Source organism: Geodermatophilus sp. SYSU D01045, from assembly GCF_054050295.1.
In genome coordinates this window covers 119,794-140,162 of sequence record NZ_JBJGZB010000004.1, presented here as the reverse complement: position 1 = coordinate 140,162, position 20,369 = coordinate 119,794, and the positions used below count along the sequence as shown (strand labels likewise).

At 73.6% G+C, this 20,369-nt stretch carries 12 protein-coding genes; 5 read left to right on the top strand and 7 right to left on the bottom strand.

The genetic code is table 11. The annotated features are described in order from the left end of the window. Positions 1–27: 27 nt before the first annotated feature. Positions 28–996, top strand: a complete 969-nt coding sequence (locus ACI798_RS05010) for a tetratricopeptide repeat protein (protein WP_456940245.1) — start codon at positions 28–30, stop codon at positions 994–996. A gap of 78 nt (positions 997–1,074) precedes the next feature. Here the strand turns inward: ACI798_RS05010 and ACI798_RS05005 are convergent, their stop codons facing one another. The 6 genes from ACI798_RS05005 to ACI798_RS04980 all read right to left on the bottom strand — a co-directional run bounded on the left by ACI798_RS05005 (position 1,075) and on the right by ACI798_RS04980 (position 12,468). Next, positions 1,075–2,469, bottom strand: a complete 1,395-nt coding sequence (locus ACI798_RS05005) for a neutral zinc metallopeptidase (RefSeq protein WP_456940244.1) — start codon at positions 2,467–2,469, stop codon at positions 1,075–1,077. 91 nt (positions 2,470–2,560) lie between these two features. Continuing rightward, complete coding sequence (locus ACI798_RS05000) at positions 2,561–3,949, bottom strand: neutral zinc metallopeptidase (protein ID WP_457047381.1); 1,389 nt, start codon at positions 3,947–3,949, stop codon at positions 2,561–2,563. Positions 3,950–4,150: 201 nt separating this feature from the next. Next, the gene (gene glgB / locus ACI798_RS04995) at positions 4,151–7,102 is read right to left on the bottom strand and encodes a 1,4-alpha-glucan branching protein GlgB (RefSeq protein ID WP_456940242.1); all 2,952 of its coding nucleotides are present in this window, start codon (positions 7,100–7,102) and stop codon (positions 4,151–4,153) included. A 64-nt stretch (positions 7,103–7,166) separates the two neighbouring features. Further along, positions 7,167–8,555 (bottom strand): maltokinase N-terminal cap-like domain-containing protein, encoded by a 1,389-nt coding sequence (locus ACI798_RS04990; protein ID WP_456940241.1) that lies wholly within the window; start codon positions 8,553–8,555, stop codon positions 7,167–7,169. Beyond that, entirely contained in the window at positions 8,552–10,402 is a 1,851-nt protein-coding gene (treS, locus tag ACI798_RS04985; RefSeq protein WP_456940240.1) for a maltose alpha-D-glucosyltransferase, read from the bottom strand. Before treS ends, ACI798_RS04990 begins: the two co-directional genes overlap by 4 nt. Positions 10,403–10,440: 38 nt before the next feature. After that, on the bottom strand, positions 10,441–12,468 hold the full coding sequence (locus ACI798_RS04980) for an alpha-1,4-glucan--maltose-1-phosphate maltosyltransferase (RefSeq protein WP_456940239.1): 2,028 nt from the start codon (positions 12,466–12,468) through the stop codon (positions 10,441–10,443). 131 nt (positions 12,469–12,599) lie between these two features. On the opposite strand from ACI798_RS04980, the gene glgP reads away from it, so the two are divergent. Both glgP and ACI798_RS04970 read left to right on the top strand, forming a co-directional pair. Continuing rightward, positions 12,600–15,149, top strand: coding sequence for an alpha-glucan family phosphorylase (gene glgP / locus ACI798_RS04975; protein WP_456940238.1), 2,550 nt, complete (start codon positions 12,600–12,602; stop codon positions 15,147–15,149). Between the two features lie 100 nt (positions 15,150–15,249). Beyond that, entirely contained in the window at positions 15,250–16,248 is a 999-nt protein-coding gene (locus tag ACI798_RS04970; protein WP_456940237.1) for an FHA domain-containing protein, read from the top strand. 121 nt (positions 16,249–16,369) lie between these two features. Here ACI798_RS04970 and glgX read toward each other — a convergent pair whose 3' ends face one another. Further along, positions 16,370–18,508 (bottom strand): glycogen debranching protein GlgX, encoded by a 2,139-nt coding sequence (gene glgX, locus ACI798_RS04965; RefSeq protein WP_457047380.1) that lies wholly within the window; start codon positions 18,506–18,508, stop codon positions 16,370–16,372. 64 nt (positions 18,509–18,572) lie between these two features. Between glgX and ACI798_RS04960 the strand changes: the two genes are divergently transcribed. Both ACI798_RS04960 and ACI798_RS04955 read left to right on the top strand, forming a co-directional pair. Then, positions 18,573–19,385 carry an ABC transporter ATP-binding protein gene (locus tag ACI798_RS04960; protein ID WP_456940235.1) on the top strand — a complete coding sequence of 271 codons (813 nt, stop codon included), beginning with the start codon at positions 18,573–18,575 and terminating at the stop codon, positions 19,383–19,385. A gap of 58 nt (positions 19,386–19,443) precedes the next feature. Continuing rightward, positions 19,444–20,229, top strand: coding sequence for an enoyl-CoA hydratase/isomerase family protein (locus ACI798_RS04955; RefSeq protein ID WP_456940234.1), 786 nt, complete (start codon positions 19,444–19,446; stop codon positions 20,227–20,229). The last annotated feature ends 140 nt before the right edge of the window (positions 20,230–20,369 follow it).

Sequence of the window (20,369 nt, the reverse complement as noted above, 5' to 3'; positions counted from 1 at the left end):
CCCGCCCGCCGGTGGGATCATGGGGGCATGCAGCCCACCCGTCCCGGACGTCCCGACCCGCGCGCGCAGGCCCAGCAGGCGCAGCTGGCCGCCTCCCTGGCCGGTGCGGTCGACCTCGCCGCCGTCAAGGCGCGCTCCGAGGCCGCCGCTCGGGCCCAGGCCGCCCCGCCGCCGAGCGCCGCCGCGCCGGCGGGTGCCCCCGGCTCGGCCGTCGTGGACGTCACCGAGGCCACCTTCCAGACCGAGGTCCTCGACCGCTCCTTCCAGGTGCCGGTCGTCCTCGACCTGTGGGCCGAGTGGTGCGGGCCGTGCAAGCAGCTGTCCCCGGTCCTCGAGCGGCTGGCCGCCGAGGGCGGCGGCTCGTGGGTGCTGGCGAAGGTCGACGTCGACGCCAACCCGGCGCTGGCCCAGGGCCTGCGGGTGCAGGGCATCCCGGCGGTCAAGGCCGTCTGGCAGGGGCAGCTGGTCGCCGAGTTCACCGGCGCCATCCCCGAGGAGCAGGCCCGCCAGTTCGTCACCGAGCTGGTGCGCGCCACCACCGGCGGCGCGGTGCCCGGCGCGGAGGGCGCCGAGGACGAGGGCCTCGACGACCCGCGCCTGGACGCCGCCGAGGCCGCCCTCGAGCGCGGGGACCTCGAGGCCGCCGAGGCCGCCTACCGGGCCATCGTCGACGCCGAGCCCGACCACCCGGTCGCCGGCCTCGCGCTGCGTCAGGTGCAGCTGTTCCGCCGCGCCGACGCCGCCGGCCCCGACGCGCTCGCCGCGGCCGACGCCGCCCCCGACGACGTCGCCGCCCAGACCCGGGCTGCCGACTTCCTGCTCGGCACCGGTGACGTCGAGGGCGCCTTCACCCGGCTGGTCGACGTCGTCCGCCGCACCGCCGGCGATGACCGCGACGCGGCGCGGAAGCACCTGGTCGAGCTGTTCGACGTCGTGGGCGCCGAGGACCCGCGGGTGATCGCCGCCCGCCGCCAGCTGATGGCCGCGCTCTACTGAGGTCGTCTTCCTCTCAGGAGGCCCCGTCCAGAGGCTCGCCGCGAGCTCGCGAGCGGTGAGGGGGACGGGGTCCTTCGTCTAGGCCCCGACGTCGCAGGCGGCGGCGCCCTGCAGGAACCCGGCGCGGAACACGTCGACGAGCTGGAAGCCGGTCAGCTCGACGTCGGCCAGCACGTCGGGGTCGTTGCCGTACTCGAGCAGGAACTGCACGCTCTCGTCGATGTCGCCCGGTGAGATCCGCACCGACTCGAGCTGGTTGTTGTAGACCTGCGCGGAGTACCAGCCGGTCAGGCACACCGCCGACTGCAGGGCCGCGGTGTCCTCGGTGGACAGGTCCAGCTGGTCGCGCGCCGCCAGGGCATAGGGGATGGCCACCCCGGTGACGACGGCGAAGTCGCCGAGCTCGTAGACCTGCTGGGCGAAGTCCCCGTCGTAGGCGACCAGCCCGGAGCTGCCGCCGTCGGGGCAGTAGACGAGCGCGACGTCCTCCGGGGCGCAGTCCGGCGGGCTCGAGGTGGTCTCCAGCTGCGGCTCGCTGAAGTCGGCGTCCAGCACCTCGGTGAACGCGCGGCCCCAGAACTCCGGCAGGGACTGCTCGATGATCCGCAAGGTGGTCGCGAAGTCCTCGTTGCCGCCGGAGGCGAAGTCCTCGTCGGAGGTGAACTCGCCCTGGGTGAAGACGCGGTCGGGGCCGTAGTTGTCCCGGCACGCCTCGGCGCCGTCGTCGAACCCCTCCTGGAACGCGGACACCCGGTCGAAGTAGGAGCCGTGCGCCTGTTGTGCACCCGTCCCCCTGCCCACCGGGTCGCGCAGCAGGAAGTAGCCGCGCAGCAGCTGGTCGAGGTCGTCGGTGTCCACGGAGGAGTACTCGGCGTTGCCGTCGGCCACCCACGCGGTCCACGCGCCCGCGAGGCAGTCGGCCTGGGTCTCGATGGCGATGGACAGCTGCTGCGGATCCCCGACCCGGGCCTGGACGGCGTGACCGAACTCGTGCGCCATGACCAGCTGCGGCAGCACCTCGCCGTACTGCGCGGCCAGCTCGCCGAGGAAGGCGCGGTCGTAGCTGATCGAGTCGGAGTTGGGGACGCCCGGCGCGGCGCAGTAGAAGGCGTTGTTCTCCAGGTTCCGCGGGTCCTCGCCGCAGCCGATGCCCTGGGGGTAGGCGGCCGGGTCGACGTCGTCCGGGTCGACGCTGAAGTAGCCGCCGGCCAGCGGCACGAACTGCTCCCCGAAGACGGCCGGGAAGGTGTCCGACCAGAACGTCTGCAGGTCGGCCAGGGCGTTGCGGGCGAGGGTGTCGATCGGCCCGTCGGTGGCGCCGACGACGCGCAGGGTGTCGTCGCCGACCGACTGCGACGGCTGGCCCTGCGAGCGGGCCTGCCCGATGACGACGTACGAGCACCCCGACGTCAGGAGGACGCCGAGCGCCACGACGACGGCGAGTGCGCCCCGGGAGCGCGTGCGGAGGTCCATCGGGGGAGCCTCTACCCGCCGTCGGCCTGCGTGAACGCGGACGGCGCCCGCCCCCCGGGGGGAGGCGGGCGCCGTCACGGGTGGTGCGTCGTCAGAGACCGATCTCGCAGCCGGCGCCGCCGTTGAGGAAGCCGTCGCGGAAGGCGTCGACCATCTCGAAGCCGGACAGGTCGGTGTTCGGGAAGACGCTCTCCTGCTGGCCGTAGGTGAGCAGGAAGATCGCCGCCTCGTCGACGTCGCCGGGGGACAGGGCGCCGACGTCCTGGAAGTCGCCGGTCCAGAACCGCCCGGCGTACCAGCCAGTCAGGCAGACCGCCGAGCTGACGGCGGTGGCGTCGTCGATGGACAGGCCGAGCTCGGCGCGCGCGGCCTGGGCGTAGGCGAGGGAGACGGCGGTGGCGACCGCGAAGTCGCCGATGCCCTCGTACGCCGGGCCGAGCAGGTCGGTCTCGTCGACGTACACGGTGCCGTCGGCCTCGCAGAACCCGAGGTCGCGGTCCTCGGCGCCCATGTCGCCGCAGTCGGGCGCGGTGCCGTCGAAGACCTGGACGGTCGGCGCGGTGAAGTCCTCGCCGAGGCCGGGGAAGACCTGGTCGTAGAACAGCGGCAGCGTCTGCTCGGTCAGCCCGGAGATGTCCTCGTACGGGGCGTTGCCCTCGTTGTCGAGGTCGTCCTGGGTGGTGAACTCCGTGGCGACGAACAGCCGCTGCTCGGTGAAGTCGTCGCGGCAGGTGCCCACGCCGCCGTCGTAGCCGGCGTAGAAGCCCGACAGCCGGTCGAAGCCCGAGCCGTGCGCCCGGTCGTCGTCGGGGGAGGACCCGACCGGGTCGCGCAGGCCGATGAACCCGAGCACGACCTGGTCGAGCTCGGAGACGCGCAGCGCGATGTGCTCGGCGTTGCCGTCGATCACCCACCGGGTGAAGGCGCCGGCCAGGCAGTCGGCCTGCGTCTCGACGACGATCGTCGAGTCGGCGAAGCCGAACCGGCCCTGCATGGCGTGGCCGATCTCGTGCGCCATGACGGCGGGGCCGAGGTAGGGCCCGAACTCGGCGCTGAGCTGGTCGAGCAGCGCGCGGTCGTAGGCGACGACGTCGCAGTTGGGGTCGTAGTGGGCGTTGTTCGCCACGCCGTCGGGGTCCTCGGGCGCCCGTTCGCAGCCGATGCCGGTGCTCGGGTAGGCGGACTCGTCGATGTCCGTCGAGTCGACCGAGAAGTAGCCGCCGGTGATCGGCTGGTACTCCTCGCCGAAGAACTCGGGGTAGGCCTCGCTCCAGAAGGTGTCGAGGTCGGCCAGGGCGTTGCGCGCCAGCCGGTCGGCCTCGGTGTCCGCGGACCCGGTGATGGGGAACTCGCCGTCGGACACGTCGACCGGGACGCTCGCGCCGCGGGAGGCGACGCCGACGACGGTGCTCGAGCAACCGGTGAGCAGCACGCTGCCCGCCGCTGCCGCGACGATCGCGCGGCGCAGACCATGCCTCATGGAGCTGGGGTTCCTTCTCTGCCGGGGTGCGGGCGCCCGAGGGAGCCGGGGCCGGCCCGCGCCACCGGGGCGCGGAGCCGGGCCATGATGCACGGGCGGGCAGCGGCTGGGAACGGGTCCGCGCGCGACGACGGCCGGGCCGCTCCACCGTGGGAGCGACCCGGCCGTCGCAGGTCAGGGCCGGGGGATCAGCCCTCGGGATCAGCCCTCGTGGAGCAGCCAGAGGGTGCCCAGCGGCGGGGCAGAGACGGTGGCCGAGAACGGCTGGCCGTGCCAGGGCTCCTCGACCGCGTCGACCCCGCCGTAGTTGCCGACCCCGGAGCCGCCGTAGCCCTCGGCGTCGGTGTTGAGCACCTCGCGCCAGCGGCCGCCGCGCGGCAGGCCGATCCGGTAACCGTGGTGCGGGGTGCCGGAGAAGTTGCAGACGACGGCGAGCACCTGGCCCGGCGTCTGCCCGCCGCCCTCGACGACGGCGGCCTCGGTGCCGCTCTCGGCGGCCTCGGTCGGCGTCGGGACGTCGGCGACCTTCGGCCGGCCGTAGCGCAGGAAGGTGATGACGTTGCCCGACGCGTCGTTGGCGTCGATCCACTGGAACCCGGCCGGGTCGACGTCGAGCGACCACAGCGCCTCGGTCTCCCGGTACCGGGCGTTGAGGTCGGTGACCAGCTGCAGGACGCCGCGGTGCGCGGGGTCGTCGAGGTGCCACCAGTCCAGCGAGCGGCTCTCGGCCCATTCGCCGTCCTGGGCGAACTCCGAGCCCATGAACAGCAGCTGCTTGCCGGGGTGGGCCCACATGTAGGCGAGGTAGCCGCGCACGCCGGCCAGCTGCTGCCACCGGTCGCCCGGCATCTTCCGCAGCAGCGAACCCTTGCCGTAGACGACCTCGTCGTGGCTGATCGGCAGCACGTAGTTCTCGGAGTAGGCGTACATCATCGAGAACGTCAGCTGGTTGTGGTGGTAGCTGCGGTGCACCGGCTGGCGCTGGACGTAGGCCAGCGAGTCGTGCATCCAGCCCATGTTCCACTTGAAGCCGAAGCCCAGGCCGCCGAGGTAGGTGGGCCGGGTGACGCCGGGCCAGGCGGTCGACTCCTCGGCGATGGTCACCACGCCCGGCACCTCGCGGTAGACGGTGGCGTTGACCTCCTGGAGGAACGACACCGCCTCGAGGTTCTCCCGCCCGCCGTGGACGTTGGGGATCCACTCGCCGTCCTCGCGCGAGTAGTCGAGGTAGAGCATCGAGGCGACGGCGTCGACCCGCAGCCCGTCGACGTGGAACTCCCGGGCCCAGAACAGCGCGTTGGCGACCAGGAAGTTGCGCACCTCGGTGCGGCCGAAGTTGAACACGAACGTGCCCCAGTCCGGCTGCTCGCCGCGGCGCGGGTCGTCGTGCTCGTACAGCGCGGTGCCGTCGAACCGGCCCAGCGCCCAGGCGTCCTTGGGGAAGTGCGCCGGCACCCAGTCGACGATGACGCCCAGGCCGGCCTGGTGCGCCCGGTCGACGAGGTACCGGAAGTCGTCGGGGCTGCCGAACCGCGACGTCGGGGCGTAGTAACTGGTGACCTGGTAGCCCCACGAGCCGCCGAAGGGGTGCTCGGCGACCGGCAGGAACTCCAGGTGGGTGAACCCGGCGGCGACGGCGTAGTCGACGAGCTCCTCGGCCAGCTGGCGGTAGGACAGGCCCTGCCGCCACGAGCCCAGGTGCACCTCGTAGACGCTCATCGGCCGCTCGTGCCAGTTGCCGCGCTCGCGCTCGGCCAGCCAGGCGTCGTCGTTCCACTCGTGGGTGGACTCGACGACGACGGAGGCGTTGGCCGGCGGCACCTCGGTGGCGAAGGCCATCGGGTCGGACTTCTCCCGCCAGACGCCGTCGGCGCCCAGGACGTGGAAGCGGTACCGGGTGCCGGCCTGCACGCCCGGGATGTAGATCTCCCAGACGCCGATCGAGCCGAGCTGGCGCATCGGGTAGGCGCGGGCCTCCCAGTAGTCGAAGTCGCCGGTGACCTTCACGCCCTGCGCGTTGGGCGCCCAGACGGCGAAGGAGACGCCCTCGACGGTGCCGCGCGGGGTCTCGTAGCGCCGCACGTGCGCGCCGAGCGCCTCCCACAGCCGCTCGTGCCGGCCCTCGCCGATCAGGTACATGTCCAGGTCGCCGAGCGTGGGCATCCAGCGGTAGGGGTCGTCGACGGTGAAGGTGTCCCCGCCGTAGGTCACCTCGACCCGGTAGTCGCCGGGCTGCTGCGGCAGCGTGGCCTCGTAGATGCCGCCGCCGTGGATCCGCCGGGCCTCGTAGCGGGAGTCGTCCTGGTCGACGACGACCACCGCGGACGCGTCGGGCCGCAGCGTGCGCACCACCCAGCCCGTGGCGGTGGCGTGCGCGCCGAGCACCCGGTGCGGGTCGCGGGACCAGCCGTCGACGATCGCCCGCAGGTCCTCCTCGGTGACCTCCTCGGGGGCGTCGTGCTCGCCCCCGCCGCCGGCGCCGCTGGTCAGACCGCCCTCCTCGGCGCCCGGCGGCGTCGGCTCGGGGGCCTGCGCGACGGCGGTCCCGGCGACGTCGGTCGACGGTTCAGCGGCCGGCTCCTGCTCGGGCGCCTGCGGCGTCGAGGGCTCGGCCGGGTCCGGCGAGGGCGGCTCCGGCTGCCCGGCGGGCGCCCCCGAGGGAGAGCCGGGCTCGGCGATCGGCGCGGGCGCGACCACCGGCGTCGCGGTGCCGCCCTGCTCGGCGACCACCTCGGCGGCGGGCTGGGCGGCGCTCTCCGCGGCCGTCTTGCGCGGTGCGCGCTTGCGGGTGGCCTTGACCGGCGCCTCGCCGTCGGCGGTGGCCGGTGCGGCCTTCCTGGCGGCCCGCTTCGTGGTCTTCTTCGCCGCCGCGGGCTCCGCGGCGCCGTCGCCGCCGGCCGCCGCGGCGGTGGTCGCGTCCGCGGCGGGGGCCTTCTCCGCCGCGGCCTTCTTGGCCGGGGCCTTCTTCGCGGCGGCCTTCTTGGCCGGGGCCCGCTTGCGCGCCGGGGTGGGGTTCACGACCGGCTCGCTCTCGGCGGCCTCGGCCTGCGCGGTCATCGCCTCGACCGCCTGCTGCAGCTGCTCCTTGGTGGCCGGCGAGTCAGCGGTCTCGGCGGCCGCCCCGCTCGCGGGTGTCGGGTCGCTCGTCGTCATCGTCGCGTTGCCGTCCTCTTCGTCGTCTGCTGCGTCGTCTGCTGCGTCGTCGTCTGGTGGGGGGTCAGGTGTTCGCGGCGGTGAGCCGGGACAGCGAGTGCAGCGGGATCATCAGCCAGTTCGGCCGGTTGCGCGCCTCGTAGACGCACTCGTAGACCGCCTTGTCCGCCTCGAAGGCCCGCAGGAGGGGGGAGTCCCCACAGGGGTCGATCCCGCTCGCCGCCGAGTAGCCCGCACAGAAGGCACCGCGGTTGCGCTCGGCCCACTCCTGCGCCCGGTACGCGCGCTGGGGGTCGTCGGGCTGCTCCACGAGCATGTGCCGGGCGGCGTAGTCGAAGCTGCGCAGCATCCCCGCGACGTCGCGCAGCGGGCTGTCGAGCTGCCGCCGCTCGGCCAGCGGCCGGGCCGGCTCGCCCTCGAAGTCGAGCACCACCCAGCCGGTCGCCGTCCGCAGCACCTGGCCGAGGTGGAAGTCGCCGTGCACCCGCTGGCGCACCACCTCCTCCGGGCTGTCGGCCACCGCGGCGTACACCGCGCGCAGGCTCTCGAGGTGCTCCTCCAGCTGCGGGACGACGGCCAGCGCCGCCTCCAGCCGGTCGGTCATCGCCCGCGCGGTCGCGGCGAACCACTCGCGGTCGGCCGGCTCGGTGGCCAGGACCCGGGCGAGGTCGGCGTGCACCGAGGCGGTCGCCGCGCCCAGCCGCTCGCTGTCGGCGGCGAAGTCGCCGCCCACCTCGTCGGCGTGCAGGTCGCCCTCGGCGTAGAGGTCGCGGACGCTGGCGGTGGCCAGCCGCCACCCGTCGCTGGCGCCGCGGACGAACGTCTGCAGCATCGCCGCCGTGGCCGGCTCGCCGCCGTCGGGGTCGTCGATCTCGATGTAGCCGAGCAGCGGTGCGATGTGCGGGTTCTCCGTCCTGCGCAGCGCCTGGCCGATCTCGACGTCGGGGTTGAGCCCGGGCTCGAGCCGGCGGAACAGCTTGAAGATGGCGTCCTGGCCGTAGACCAGCGAGGTGTTGCTCTGCTCGGTCGAGACGACGTCGCCGGGCACGCCCTCGGGGATCGGCGCGAGGCCGGCGGGGTGGAAGTGCATCGGCCCCACCGTCGAGGCGGCCACCAGGTGCGTGAGCCACGGTGGGGTGGCGTCGCGGTCGCGCAGCGCGTCGTAGGCGTAGTTCTCGCGGTCGGTCCCGTCCGCGCCCTTGGCCGGGACGGCGCCCACGAGCGCCGCGGACAGGTCCTCCTCCGGGTGCGCCCGCCACGACAGCGGCACCAGGTAGGTCTCGACGGCGCCGTCGGCGTAGGTCACCCGCACGCGGTGCACCGACAGGACCGGCTCGGACCGCGAGAGGAAGAAGCCCTCCTCGGCGACGTCGGCCCACTCCCGGCCCTTGCCGCCGAACCAGCGCTGGTGCGGCATCCACTCGCGCAGGACGTCGGCCAGGGCCTTGCTCATCGGGGTCCTCCGGTGCTGGGCGGGACGTCGTCGCCGGTCCTCGTGTCGCTGTCGCCGGGGATCTCCTCGGCCTCGCTGACCAGGCCGGCGGCCAGCAGCGAGTCGGCGACCGGACTGGTGGCGGTCTCCGGCTCCGCGGCCGGCTCCTCGACCGGCTCCACCGGCTTGGCCAGCTCGAACCAGTAGAAGCCGTGCCCGGCCAGGGTGAGCATGTAGGGCAGCACGCCGATCTGCGGGAACTCGACCCGGCCGGTGAGCTCGATGGGGGTGTACCCCTCGAACCGGCGCAGGTCCAGCTCCACCGGCTGCGGGAAGCGGGACAGGTTGTTGACGCACAGCACCACGTCGTCGCCGAACTCGCGGACGAACGACAGCACCGTGGGGTTGCGCGACCCGACCTCCTCGTAGCTGCCCAGGCCGAAGGTGGGGTGCTCCTTGCGGACGGCGATCATCCGGCGGATCCACTGCAGCATCGAGTTGGTGTTGCGCAGCTGCGCCTCGACGTTGGTGGTCTGGTAGCCGTAGACCGGGTCCTGGTTCAGCGGCAGGTACATCCGCTGCGGGTCGGCGGTGGAGAAGCCGCCGTTGCGGTCGGGCGTCCACTGCATCGGCGTGCGGACGCCGTCGCGGTCACCGAGCCAGATGTTGTCGCCCATGCCGATCTCGTCGCCGTAGTAGAGGACCGGCGAGCCGGGCAGCGAGAGCAGCAGCGCGTTGAACAGCTCGAGGGTGTTGGTGTCGTTCTCCAGCAGCGGCGCCAGCCGGCGGCGGATGCCGATGTTGGCCTTCATGCGGGGGTCCTTGGCGTACTCCGCCCACATGTAGTCGCGCTCCTCGTCGGTGACCATCTCGAGGGTCAACTCGTCGTGGTTGCGCAGGAAGATGCCCCACTGGCAGTTGTCGGGGATCGGCGGCGTCTGGGCCATGATCTCCGAGATCGGGAACCGCTGCTCCCGGCGGGCGGCCATGAACAGGCGCGGCATCACCGGGAAGTGGAAGGCCATCTGGCACTCGTCGCCGTCCTCGCCGAAGTACTCGACGACGTCGGCCGGCCACTGGTTGGCCTCGCACAGCAGTACGCGGTCGGGGTAGTCGGCGTCGACGACCTTGCGGACGTGCTTGAGGAACTCGTGGGTGCGGGGGAGGTTCTCGCCGTTGGTCCCCTCTTCCTCGAACAGGTAGGGGACCGCGTCCAGCCGGAAGCCGTCGATGCCCAGGTCCAGCCAGAAGCGCAGGGCGTCGATGATCGCCTCCTGCACCTTCGGGTTCTCGAAGTTGAGGTCCGGCTGGTGCGAGAAGAAGCGGTGCCAGAAGTACTGCTTGCGCACCGGGTCGAACGTCCAGTTGGACGACTCGGTGTCGACGAAGATGATCCGCGCGTCCGCGTAGCCGGTGTCGTCGTCGGCCCACACGTAGAAGTCGCCGTAGGGGCCCTCGGGGTCGCTGCGGCTGGCCTGGAACCAGGGGTGCTGGTCCGAGGTGTGGTTCATGACGAAGTCGATGATCACGCGGATGCCGCGGGCGTGGGCGGCGTGCAGCAGGGCGCGGAAGTCCTCGATGTCGCCGAACTCCGGCAGCACCGCGGTGTAGTCGCTGACGTCGTACCCGCCGTCGCGCAGCGGCGAGGCGAAGAACGGCGGCAGCCAGAGGCAGTCGACGCCGAGCCACTGCAGGTAGTCGAGCTTGTCGAGCATGCCGCGGAGGTCGCCCACGCCGTCGGCGTTGCTGTCGGCGAAGCCGCGGACGAGCACCTCGTAGAAGACGGCGCGCTTGTACCAGAGCGGGTCGGAGCCCCGCGGTGGCAGCGCGGAGCCCGCGTCGGGGGAGTCGGGCACGGGGAGCGTCATCGGTGCGGGGAGCCTCGCTGGTCGTCGTGGGTGGGGGATCAGCTGACCGGCGGCGGCCAGGTCACCGGCCGGGGCAGGTGGACCGAGAACACGTGCGCCGGCTCCCAGTAGGGGTCCAGCTCGACGTAGTTGAACTGGCCCCAGTCGTAGCGGGCGCCGGTGATCTCGTCGGTGACGCCGAACCGCTCGTGCCAGTCCAGCCCGAGGGTCGGCATGTCCAGCGCCGTCGTCCCGATCTGCCGGTTCTGGCTGTCGAGGGCGCAGACCACCAGGACGGCGTCCTGCGAGCCCGGGTCGGTCTTGGAGAAGCAGATGAGGTTCGGGTTGTCGACCGGGTGGAACCGCAGCGTCCGCAGCTGCTGCAGCGCCGGGTGCCGGCGGCGGATCTCGTTGAGCGTGCGCAGGTAGGGCGCCAGGCTCCGGCCGGCCGCCTCGGCACCGGCCCAGTCGCGCGGGCGCAGCCGGTACTTCTCGCTGTCGAGGTACTCCTCGCTGCCCGGCCGCACCGCCACGTGCTCGTAGAGCTCGTACCCGGAGTAGACGCCCCAGGTCGGGCTCATCATGGACGCGAGCACCGCGCGGATCTTGAACATCGGCGGCCCGCCGTACTGCAGGCTCGCGTGCAGGATGTCCGGGGTGTTCACGAAGAAGTTCGGCCGCATGTAGTGCGCGCTGGTGGCGAGCTCGCGGCCGTAGTCCTCGATCTCGCCGCGCGCGGTCCGCCACGTGAAGTACGTGTAGGACTGGGTGAACCCGAGCCGCGCCAGCTGGTGCATCATCGCCGGCCGGGTGAAGGCCTCGGCGAGGAAGAGCACGTCCGGGTCGGTCTCCTTGACCTTCCAGATCAGCCAGTGCCAGAAGTCCAGCGGCTTGGTGTGCGGGTTGTCGACCCGGAAGATCCGCACGCCGGCGTCCATCCAGACCCGCACCACCCGCAGCACCTCGGCGTAGATGCCCTCGGGGTCGTTGTCGAAGTTGACCGGGTAGATGTCCTGGTACTTCTTCGGCGGGTTCTCCGCGTAGGCGATGGTCCCGTCGGGCTTGGTGGTGAACCACTCCGGGTGCTCCTTGACCCACGGGTGGTCCGGCGCCGCCTGCAGCGCGAGGTCCAGCGCCACCTCCATGCCCAGGCCGCGGGTGCGGGTGACGAAGGCGCGGAAGTCCTCCATCGTGCCCAGCTGCGGGTGGACGGCGTCGTGGCCGCCCTCCTCGCTGCCGATGGCCCACGGCGAGCCGACGTCGTCGGGCCCGACCTCGTGCGGGTTGCCGCCGGGGAACTGCGGCGTGTTCGGGCCCTTGCGGTTGACCTTGCCGATCGGGTGGATCGGCGGCAGGTAGACCACGTCGAAGCCCATCTCGGCGACCGCCGGCAGCCGGTCGCCCGCCGTCTGGAACGTCCCGTGCGCGGGGACGCCGCCGACGACGGGGCCCTCGGAGCGGGGGAAGAACTCGTACCAGGAGCCGTAGAGCGCGCGCGGCCGGTCGACCCACACCTCGTACTCCGGCGTCGGGGTGACCAGCTCGCGGACCGGGTGCTCGTCGAGGTAGCGCTGCACCGCGGCGGCCAGCGCCGGCGCGACCCGGTCGGGCAGCGTGCGGGAGGTGTCGCGCAGCGCCGCGACGGCGTCGCCGAGGCGGCCGCGCCACTCGTCGTCGGCGTCCTCGGCCACCCGCTCGAGCAGCCGGGCGCCCTCCTCGAGGTCGTTGGCCAGCTCCCCGGGGCCCTGGCCGGCCTCGATCTTCACCTCGACGGCGTGGTGCCAGGTGGCCAGCGGGTCGCTCCACGCCTCGACCCGGAACGTCCAGCGCCCCTCCCGGTCGGGCACCACGGTGGTGATCCACCGGTCGGGCTCCGCGCCGAAGCGGCGCATGCGGTTGAGGGGACCCCGGGTGCCGTCCGGAGCGGTCCAGACGACGTCGGCCGCGACGGCGTCGTGGCCCTCCCGGAAGACGGTGGCGGTGACCGGCAGGTGCTCGCCGACCACGGCGCGGGCCGAGAACGACCCGCAGGACACGACGGGGGCGACATCGGTGATGCCGAGGCGGAGGTCAGCGCGGCGAGTCATCCCGGCCACGCTATCCAGGTCCGGGACCGGTCACACCTCGGCCGCCGAGACGCCCCCGGCCGGGTGCACCGCCCCCGACCGGGTGGTGCACCCGACCTGTCCGGACGCGCCCCGCTGGCTAGGCTCCCCGCGTGCGAGCTCTGCGTCGGTTCACCGTCCGGGCGGCCCTCCCCGAGGCCCTGATGCCCCTGTCCCAGCTGGTCATGAACCTGCGCTGGTCCTGGCACCCCGAGACCCGCGACCTGTTCGAGGCGCTGGACCCCGAACTGTGGCGGACCTGCAACAACGACCCGGTGAAGGTCCTGGGCGAGGTGTCGGCCGAGCGGCTGGCCACGCTGTCGACCGACCGCCGGTTCCTCCGCCGCCTCCAGGACGTCGTCGACGACCTCGACGACTACCTGTCCTCCGAGCACTGGTACCAGTCGCTGGGGCCGGAGGCGCCGCGCAGCATCGCCTACTTCTCCGCCGAGTTCGGCATCACCGAGGTGCTGCCCCAGTACTCCGGCGGCCTGGGCATCCTCGCCGGCGACCACCTCAAGGCCGCCTCCGACCTCGGGGTGCCGCTGATCGGCGTCGGCCTGCTCTACCGGGCCGGCTACTTCGAGCAGGGGCTGTCGGCCGACGGCTGGCAGCTGGAGCACTACCCGTCGCTGGACCCGCACGGCCTGCCGGTCAAGCTGCTGCGCCAGCCCGACGGGTCCGCCGTCGTCATCACCGTGCCGCTGCCCGAGGGCCGCACCCTGCACGCGCACGTGTGGCGGGCGCAGGTGGGCCGGGTGTCGCTGCTGCTGCTCGACAGCGACATCGAGGAGAACGCCCCGGCCGAGCGCGGGGTGACCGACCGGCTCTACGGCGGCGACGAGGACCACCGGCTGCGCCAGGAGATGCTGCTCGGCATCGGCGGGGTCCGGGCGCTGCGCGCCTGGTGCCAGCTCACCGGCACCCCGCAGCCGGAGGTGTTCCACGCCAACGAGGGCCACGCCGGCTTCCAGGGGGTCGAGCGGATCCGCGAGCTCACCGAGTCGCACGGGCTGACCTTCGCCGAGGCGCTGCAGGCCGTCCGCGCCGGCACGGTGTTCACCACGCACACGCCGGTGCCCGCCGGCATCGACCGGTTCCCGCGCGCGCTGATCGAGCGGTACTTCGCCGGGTTCGGCGTCCCGCTCGAGCACCTCATCCCGCTCGGCGCCGAGGACGACCCGACGAAGTTCAACATGGCGCACATGGGCCTGCGGCTGGGGCAGCGGGCCAACGGCGTCAGCGAGCTGCACGGGCACGTCAGCCGGTCGATGTTCAACCCGCTGTGGCCGGGCTTCGACGAGGCCGACGTCCCGATCACCTCGATCACCAACGGCGTGCACGCGCCGACCTGGACCGCGCGGGAGCTGGTGGAGCTGGGCACCCAGGCCTCCAGCGACGGCGACCCGTTCGAGGGCACCGGGCCGGCGTCCTTCGACGGCGTCGACCGGATCCCGGCGCTGGAGCTGTGGAACACCCGCCGGATGCTGCGCGGCCGGCTGGTCGAGGAGGTGCGCCGCCGGCTGCGGGAGACGGCGCGCTCGCGCGGCGCGGCCGAGGCCGAGGTGCGCTGGACCGACACCGCCTTCGACCCCGACGTCCTCACCATCGGCTTCGCCCGCCGGGTGCCGTCCTACAAGCGGCTGACGCTCATGCTGCGCGACCCGGACCGGCTGCGGGCCCTGCTGCTGGACGAGGAGCGGCCGGTCCAGCTGGTCATCGCCGGCAAGAGCCACCCGGCCGACGACGGCGGCAAGCAGCTGATCCAGCAGATGGTGAAGTTCGCCGACGACCCGGCGATCCGGCACCGCATCGCGTTCCTGCCCGGCTACGACATCGGGATGGCCCGCTACCTGTACTGGGGCTGCGACGTCTGGCTGAACAACCCGCTGCGGCCGCTGGAGGCCTGCGGCACCTCGGGGATGAAGGCCGCGCTCAACGGCGGGCTCAACCTCTCCATCCGCGACGGCTGGTGGGACGAGTGGTTCGACGGCCAGAACGGCTGGGCGATCCCCACCGCCGACGGCGTCACCGACCCCGAGCGGCGCGACGACGTCGAGGCGCGGGCCATCTACGACCTGCTGTCCACCCAGGTGCTGCCGCGGTTCTACGAGACCGACCGCGACGGCATCCCCACCCGCTGGGTCGAGATGGTGCGGCACACGCTGCGCGAGACCGGCCCGAAGGTGCTCGCCACCCGGATGGTGCGCGACTACGTCGAGCGGCTGTACGTGCCGGCGGCGGGCTCCTCGCGGACGATGGCCGACGGCGGGTACGGGCCGGCGCGGGCCGAGGCGCAGTGGCGGGCGCACCTGCTGGAGAACTGGTCGGGCGTGCGGGTGGCGCACGTCGAGGCCACCGGCGCCGGCGACACCCCGGAGATCGGCTCGACCCTGGCGCTGCGCGCGGAGGTGGAGCTGCCGCACCTCGCCCCGGCCGACGTCGAGGTGCAGGCCGCCTACGGGCGGGTCGACGACGCCGACGGCCTGCACGAGGTGACGACGGTGCCGATGCGGCACGAGCACACCGAGGGCTCCCGGCACTGGTTCACCGCCACCCTGCCGCTGGAGCGCACCGGCGCGTTCGGGTACACGGTGCGCGTGCTGCCGCACTCCGAGCACCTGGCCGATCCCGCGGAGCTCGGGCTGGTCCGCTCGGCGTAGCCGCAGGCTCACCAGTCACGCCGGTCGCAGCGTCCCCACCGGCGGCGTGGCGGTGCGGCCGGACCACGCACAGCGGCGCGCGGTCACTAGGCTGGCGCGCATGCCCGACCGCTGTGAAGTCCTGCCCGGAGACGCCCTCGTGGCCCGTCGCGGCGGGGGACTGCTCTGGGTCGACGCTCCCGGCTCGCCGGCCCTGGTCGCCGCGCTGCACGCCTGCCTGGGCGTGTCCGGCCCCGGCGCCGACCGCGTCCTCGCGGCGGTCGCCGCCCAGGTGCCCGCGCTGGGGGGCGGCTCGGCCTCCTTCGCGCTCGTCCTCGTCGACACCAGCGGCGGCACGGGCACCGGCGTCGCGCTGTGGTCCGGCAAGGGCCAGCCGGCCGTCGACGGCGTCCCCGTCTCCGGCCAGCCGGCCGACGGGTGCAGCCTGGCCGCCGGGTTCCCGCTCGGCGCCACCCTCTACGTCGGCCCGGGCCAGGCCACGCCGCAGATGCCGCCGGGTGTCGCGTACGACCTCGTCGAGGGGGCGGTCCCCGGGGCCGGTGCGCTGCTGCAGCTCGCGGCGGCCTCCTCCGCCCCGGCTGCGGTCCCGCCGGCCACCCACACCCCGGCGTCGTCGTTCAGCGCCGGCTCGGACGCCGGCTTCGCCGCCGCGCCGTCCTACGGCGCCTCCGTGGGGTCCTCGCCGTCGGGCCAGGGGTCCACCCGCGTCGACGACGGCGGCGAGGAGACGGCGTTCTGGAAGCCCGACGCCGCCGCCGCGCCGGTGCTGCGCTTCGACGACGGCCTGGTCGTCACCGTCGACGAGGACCTCGTCCTCGGCCGCCGCCCCGACAGCCACGAGCTGGTGACCGCCGGCAACGCCCGGCCGGTGCCGATCGCCGACACGCAGAACGTGCTCTCCTCGGCGCACGCGGCCATCCAGCGCTCCGGCCGCGAGGTCACGCTCACCGACCTCGGCTCGCTCAACGGCACCCACGTCGCGGGGCCCGAGGCCACCGAGTGGACGCAGCTCGAGCCCGGCGTCGCCCACCCGCTCTCCGACGGCGACCGCCTCCTGCTCGGCTGGACGGTCATCACCTACGAGCAGCCCCAGGACTGAACGACACGGCGAGAGCCCCGGCCCCCCAGGGACCGGGGCTCTCGCCGTTCCCGGGGGCGGGGCACGGGAAGCGATGCGCACGCCCGGAAGGCCGGGACGTGCGCATCGCTTCCTCCACCCTTCAGGGGCGGCGCAGGACGCGCAGCAGCCAGACGGTCCGCGGCGGCACCTCGATCGGCCCCGGCGCGACGACGCTCGGCCGCGGCGGCGCCCCCGTCGGGTACTCGGTGCTCAGCACGAACTCGTAGCCGTCGGACCAGGGCGCGCCGGGCAGCTGCACCGTCACCGGCTCCGGCCCGGCGTGCAGCTGCACGAGGTAGGAGTCGTCGACGACCGGGCGGCCGCGCTCGTCGCGGTGCCGGATGCCGCGGCCGTCGAGGTACATGCCGACCGTCTGCAGGCCGGTGTCGAACCAGTCCGCGGTGGTCAGCTGCCCGCCGTCGGGCGCGAACCAGGCCAGGTCGCGGGTGCCGCCGGTGCCCGGGATCTCGTGGCCCTCGAAGAACGCCTCCTGGCGCAGCACCGGCGCGTCGCGGCGCAGCCGCACCAGCCGGCGGACGAAGGCGAGCAGGTCCCCGTCGACGGCGTCCCAGTCGATCCAGGACACCTCGCCGTCCTGGCAGTAGGCGTTGTTGTTGCCGCCCTGGGTGCGGCCGAGCTCGTCGCCGGCGGTGAGCATCGGCACGCCGGTCGACAGCAGCAGCGTCGTCAGCAGGTTGCGCACCTGGCGGCCGCGCAGGGCCTGCACCTCCGGGTCGTCGGTGGGCCCCTCGACGCCGCAGTTCCAGTTGCGGTTGTGGCTCTCGCCGTCCCGGTTGTCCTCGCCGTTGGCCTCGTTGCGCTTGTGCTCGTAGGTGACCAGGTCGGCGAGGGTGAACCCGTCGTGGGCGGTGACGAAGTTGACGCTGGCGAACGGGCGGCGGCCGTCGGAGCGGTAGAGGTCCGAGGAGCCGGTCAGCCGGTAGGCCAGGTCGCGGACGCCGACGTGCGAGCCGGCCCACACGTCCCGCACGGTGTCGCGGTAGCGGCCGTTCCACTCGGTCCACAGCGGCGGGAAGTTGCCCACCTGGTAGCCGCCCTCGCCGACGTCCCACGGCTCGGCGATGAGCTTCACCTGGCTGATCACCGGGTCCTGGTGCACGACGTCGAAGAAGGCCGAGAGCCGGTCGACGTCGTGGAAGGAGCGGGCCAGCGCCGCGGCGAGGTCGAACCGGAAGCCGTCGACGTGCATCTCGGTGACCCAGTACCGCAGCGAGTCCATGAGCATCGCGAGCACCTGCGGCCGGCGGACGTCGAGGGTGTTCCCGCAGCCGGTGTAGTCGGTGTAGCGGGCCCGGTTCTCGCCGTCGAGCCGGTAGTAGCCGGGGTTGTCGATGCCCTTGAGCGACAGTGACGGCCCGGTGTGGTCACCCTCGGCGGTGTGGTTGTAGACGACGTCGAGGACCACCTCGATGCCGGCCGCGTGCAGCGCCTTGACCATCGCCTTGAACTCGGTGACCTGCGCCCCGCCGGACCCGGCCGAGCTGTAGGCGGCGTGCGGCGCGAAGTAGCCGAGGGTGTTGTAGCCCCAGTAGTTGGTCAGCCCGCGGCGCAGCAGGTGCGGCTCGCTGACGAAGTGGTGCACCGGCAGCAGCTCGACGGCGGTGACGCCCAGGGACACCAGGTGCTCGACGAACGCCGGGTGGGCCAGCCCCGCGTAGGTGCCGCGCAGCGCCGGCGGGATGTCCGGGTGGCGCATGGTCGCGCCCTTGACGTGCACCTCGTAGACGACGGTGTCCGACCACGAGGTGGCCGGCCGCCGGTCGCCGTCCCAGGGGAAGGAGTCGTGGACGACGACGCCGCGCGGCACGTACGGCGCGGAGTCCCGCGGGTCGGCCGGTCCGGTGTCGGGGCCGTCGGCGCGGTAGGCGAACAGCGCGGGGTGCAGCGCCAGGTCGCCGTCGACGGCGCGGGCGTACGGGTCCAGCAGCAGTTTCGCCGGGTTCCACCGGTGCCCGGCGCCGGGGTCCCACGGCCCGTGCACCCGGTAGCCGTAGCGCTGGCCGGGGCCGACGCCGGGCAGCCGCCCGTGCCAGACCTGGTGGGTGGTCTCCTGCAGCCGGTGCCGGTGCTCGAAGCCGTCGTCGTCGAACAGGCACAGGTCGACGGCGGTGGCGCCGGCCGACCACAGCGCGAAGTTCGTGCCGGTGCCGTCCCAGTGCGCGCCCAGGGGAGCGGGGGAGCCCGGCCAGACCTCGACGTCCTCGCTGGTGGTCCTCACCGGGCGATCGTGCCAAGACCGCCACCTCCCCGGGTGCAGGCGGGCGGGTTGGTTGGATGGGGTCGTGTCGAGCAGTGCCGCCGTCGGCGGAGCAGAACCGGTCGTCGAGATGAGCGGCGTGGACGTCGTCCGCGGGCAGTCGCACCTGCTGCGGGGGGTCGACTGGACCGTCCTGCCCGACCAGCGCTGGGTGGTGCTCGGCCCCAACGGCGCCGGGAAGACGACGCTGCTGCAGTTGGCCGGGGCGCACATGCACCCGACGCGCGGCGAGGTGCGGCTGCTCGGCGAGACGATGGGCGCGGTCGACGTCTTCGAGCTGCGCCCGCGGATCGGCCTGACCAGCGCGGCGCTGGCGCAGCGGATCGAGGCGGGGGAGCGGACCGGTGACGTCGTCCTGTCCGCCGGGTACGCGATCGTCGGCCGCGCCAAGGAACGCTACGACATCCACGACCTCACCCGGGCCGCGACGCTCATGCAGCAGTGGGGCGTGCAGCGGATCGCGCACCGGCCCTTCGGCACGCTCAGCGAGGGGGAGCGCAAGCGGGTCCAGATCGCCCGCGCGCTCATGCCCGACCCGGAGCTGCTGCTGCTCGACGAGCCCGGCGCGGGCCTGGACCTCGGCGGCCGCGAGGACCTGGTGGGCCGGCTGGCGGACCTCGCCACCTACCTCTACGCCCCGGCGCAGGTGCTGGTCACCCACCACGTCGAGGAGATCCCGCCGGGCTACACGCACGCGCTGCTGCTCCGCCAGGGCGCGGTGGTCGCCGCGGGTCCGCTGGGTGAGGTGGTCACCGCCGAGCTGCTGTCGGAGACCTTCGGCCTGCCGCTGGCGCTCGAGCGCTCCGACGGCCGCTACACCGCCCGTCGCCGGGGGTGACCTGCGGCCTCTGGTTAGGGTCCAGGCGACGACGTCGTCCCCTCGCTGGAGGCCGTGCATGGCAGCGCCCGAGTTCGTGACCCTGTCGGTGGAGGACGGGGTGGGCACGATCCGCCTCGACCGGCCCAAGATGAACGCGATCGACGAGCAGCTGCACACCGAGGTGCGGGCCGCGGCGATCGAGGCGACCGAGCGCGCGGACGTGCGCGCCGTCGTCCTCTACGGCGGCGAGCGGGTGTTCGCCGCCGGCGCCGACATCAAGGCCATGTCGCAGCTGACCGGCAGCTCGATGGTCGCCTGGGGCCGCGAGCTCACGCACAGCTTCACCACGGTCGCCCGCATCCCCAAGCCGGTCATCGCCGCGATCACCGGCTACGCCCTCGGCGGCGGCTACGAGCTCGCGCTGTGCGCCGACTTCCGGGTCATGGGCGCGGGCGCGAAGGTCGGGCAGCCGGAGATCCTGCTCGGCGTCATCCCCGGTGCCGGCGGCACCCAGCGGCTGGCCCGCCTGGTCGGCCCGGCGAAGGCCAAGGAGCTGGTGTTCACCGGCCGGCACGTGGGCGCCGAGGAGGCGCTGGAGACGGGCCTGGCCGACGCCGTCGTCCCGGACGCCGAGGTGTACGACACCGCCGTCGCCATGGCGCGGAAGTTCGCCGCCGGTCCCCCGCTCGCGCTGGCCGCGGCGAAGCAGGCGATCGACGAGGGCCTCGACGGGCCGATCGAGCAGGGCCTGGCGCTGGAGAGCCGGCTGTTCGCCGGGCTGTTCGACACCGAGGACCAGAAGACCGGGATGCGCTCCTTCCTCGAGAACGGGCCCGGCAAGGCGACCTTCACCGGGCGCTGACCTCCGGCGTCCCCCGGACGTTCTCCGGACCGTCACCGGAACCGGCCCTCCGGACCGTCCGGTTCTGTCACCATCTGCGAGCCCTCCCGGACGGCGTCCCGCCGGGACCCGGAGGGCGGCCGACCGCTCCCGAGGAGGAC

Coding starts and splice junctions, on each gene's coding strand:
- ACI798_RS05010 (WP_456940245.1), top strand. CDS start 28: ATGCAGCCCACCCGTCCCGGACGTCCCGACCCGCGCGCGCAGGCCCAG.
- ACI798_RS04970 (WP_456940237.1), top strand. CDS start 15,250: ATGCCCGACCGCTGTGAAGTCCTGCCCGGAGACGCCCTCGTGGCCCGT.
- ACI798_RS04955 (WP_456940234.1), top strand. CDS start 19,444: ATGGCAGCGCCCGAGTTCGTGACCCTGTCGGTGGAGGACGGGGTGGGC.
- ACI798_RS05005 (WP_456940244.1), bottom strand. CDS start 2,469: ATGGACCTCCGCACGCGCTCCCGGGGCGCACTCGCCGTCGTCGTGGCG.
- ACI798_RS05000 (WP_457047381.1), bottom strand. CDS start 3,949: ATGAGGCATGGTCTGCGCCGCGCGATCGTCGCGGCAGCGGCGGGCAGC.
- treS (WP_456940240.1), bottom strand. CDS start 10,402: ATGACGCTCCCCGTGCCCGACTCCCCCGACGCGGGCTCCGCGCTGCCA.
- glgB (WP_456940242.1), bottom strand. CDS start 7,102: ATGACGACGAGCGACCCGACACCCGCGAGCGGGGCGGCCGCCGAGACC.
- ACI798_RS04980 (WP_456940239.1), bottom strand. CDS start 12,468: ATGACTCGCCGCGCTGACCTCCGCCTCGGCATCACCGATGTCGCCCCC.
- ACI798_RS04990 (WP_456940241.1), bottom strand. CDS start 8,555: ATGAGCAAGGCCCTGGCCGACGTCCTGCGCGAGTGGATGCCGCACCAG.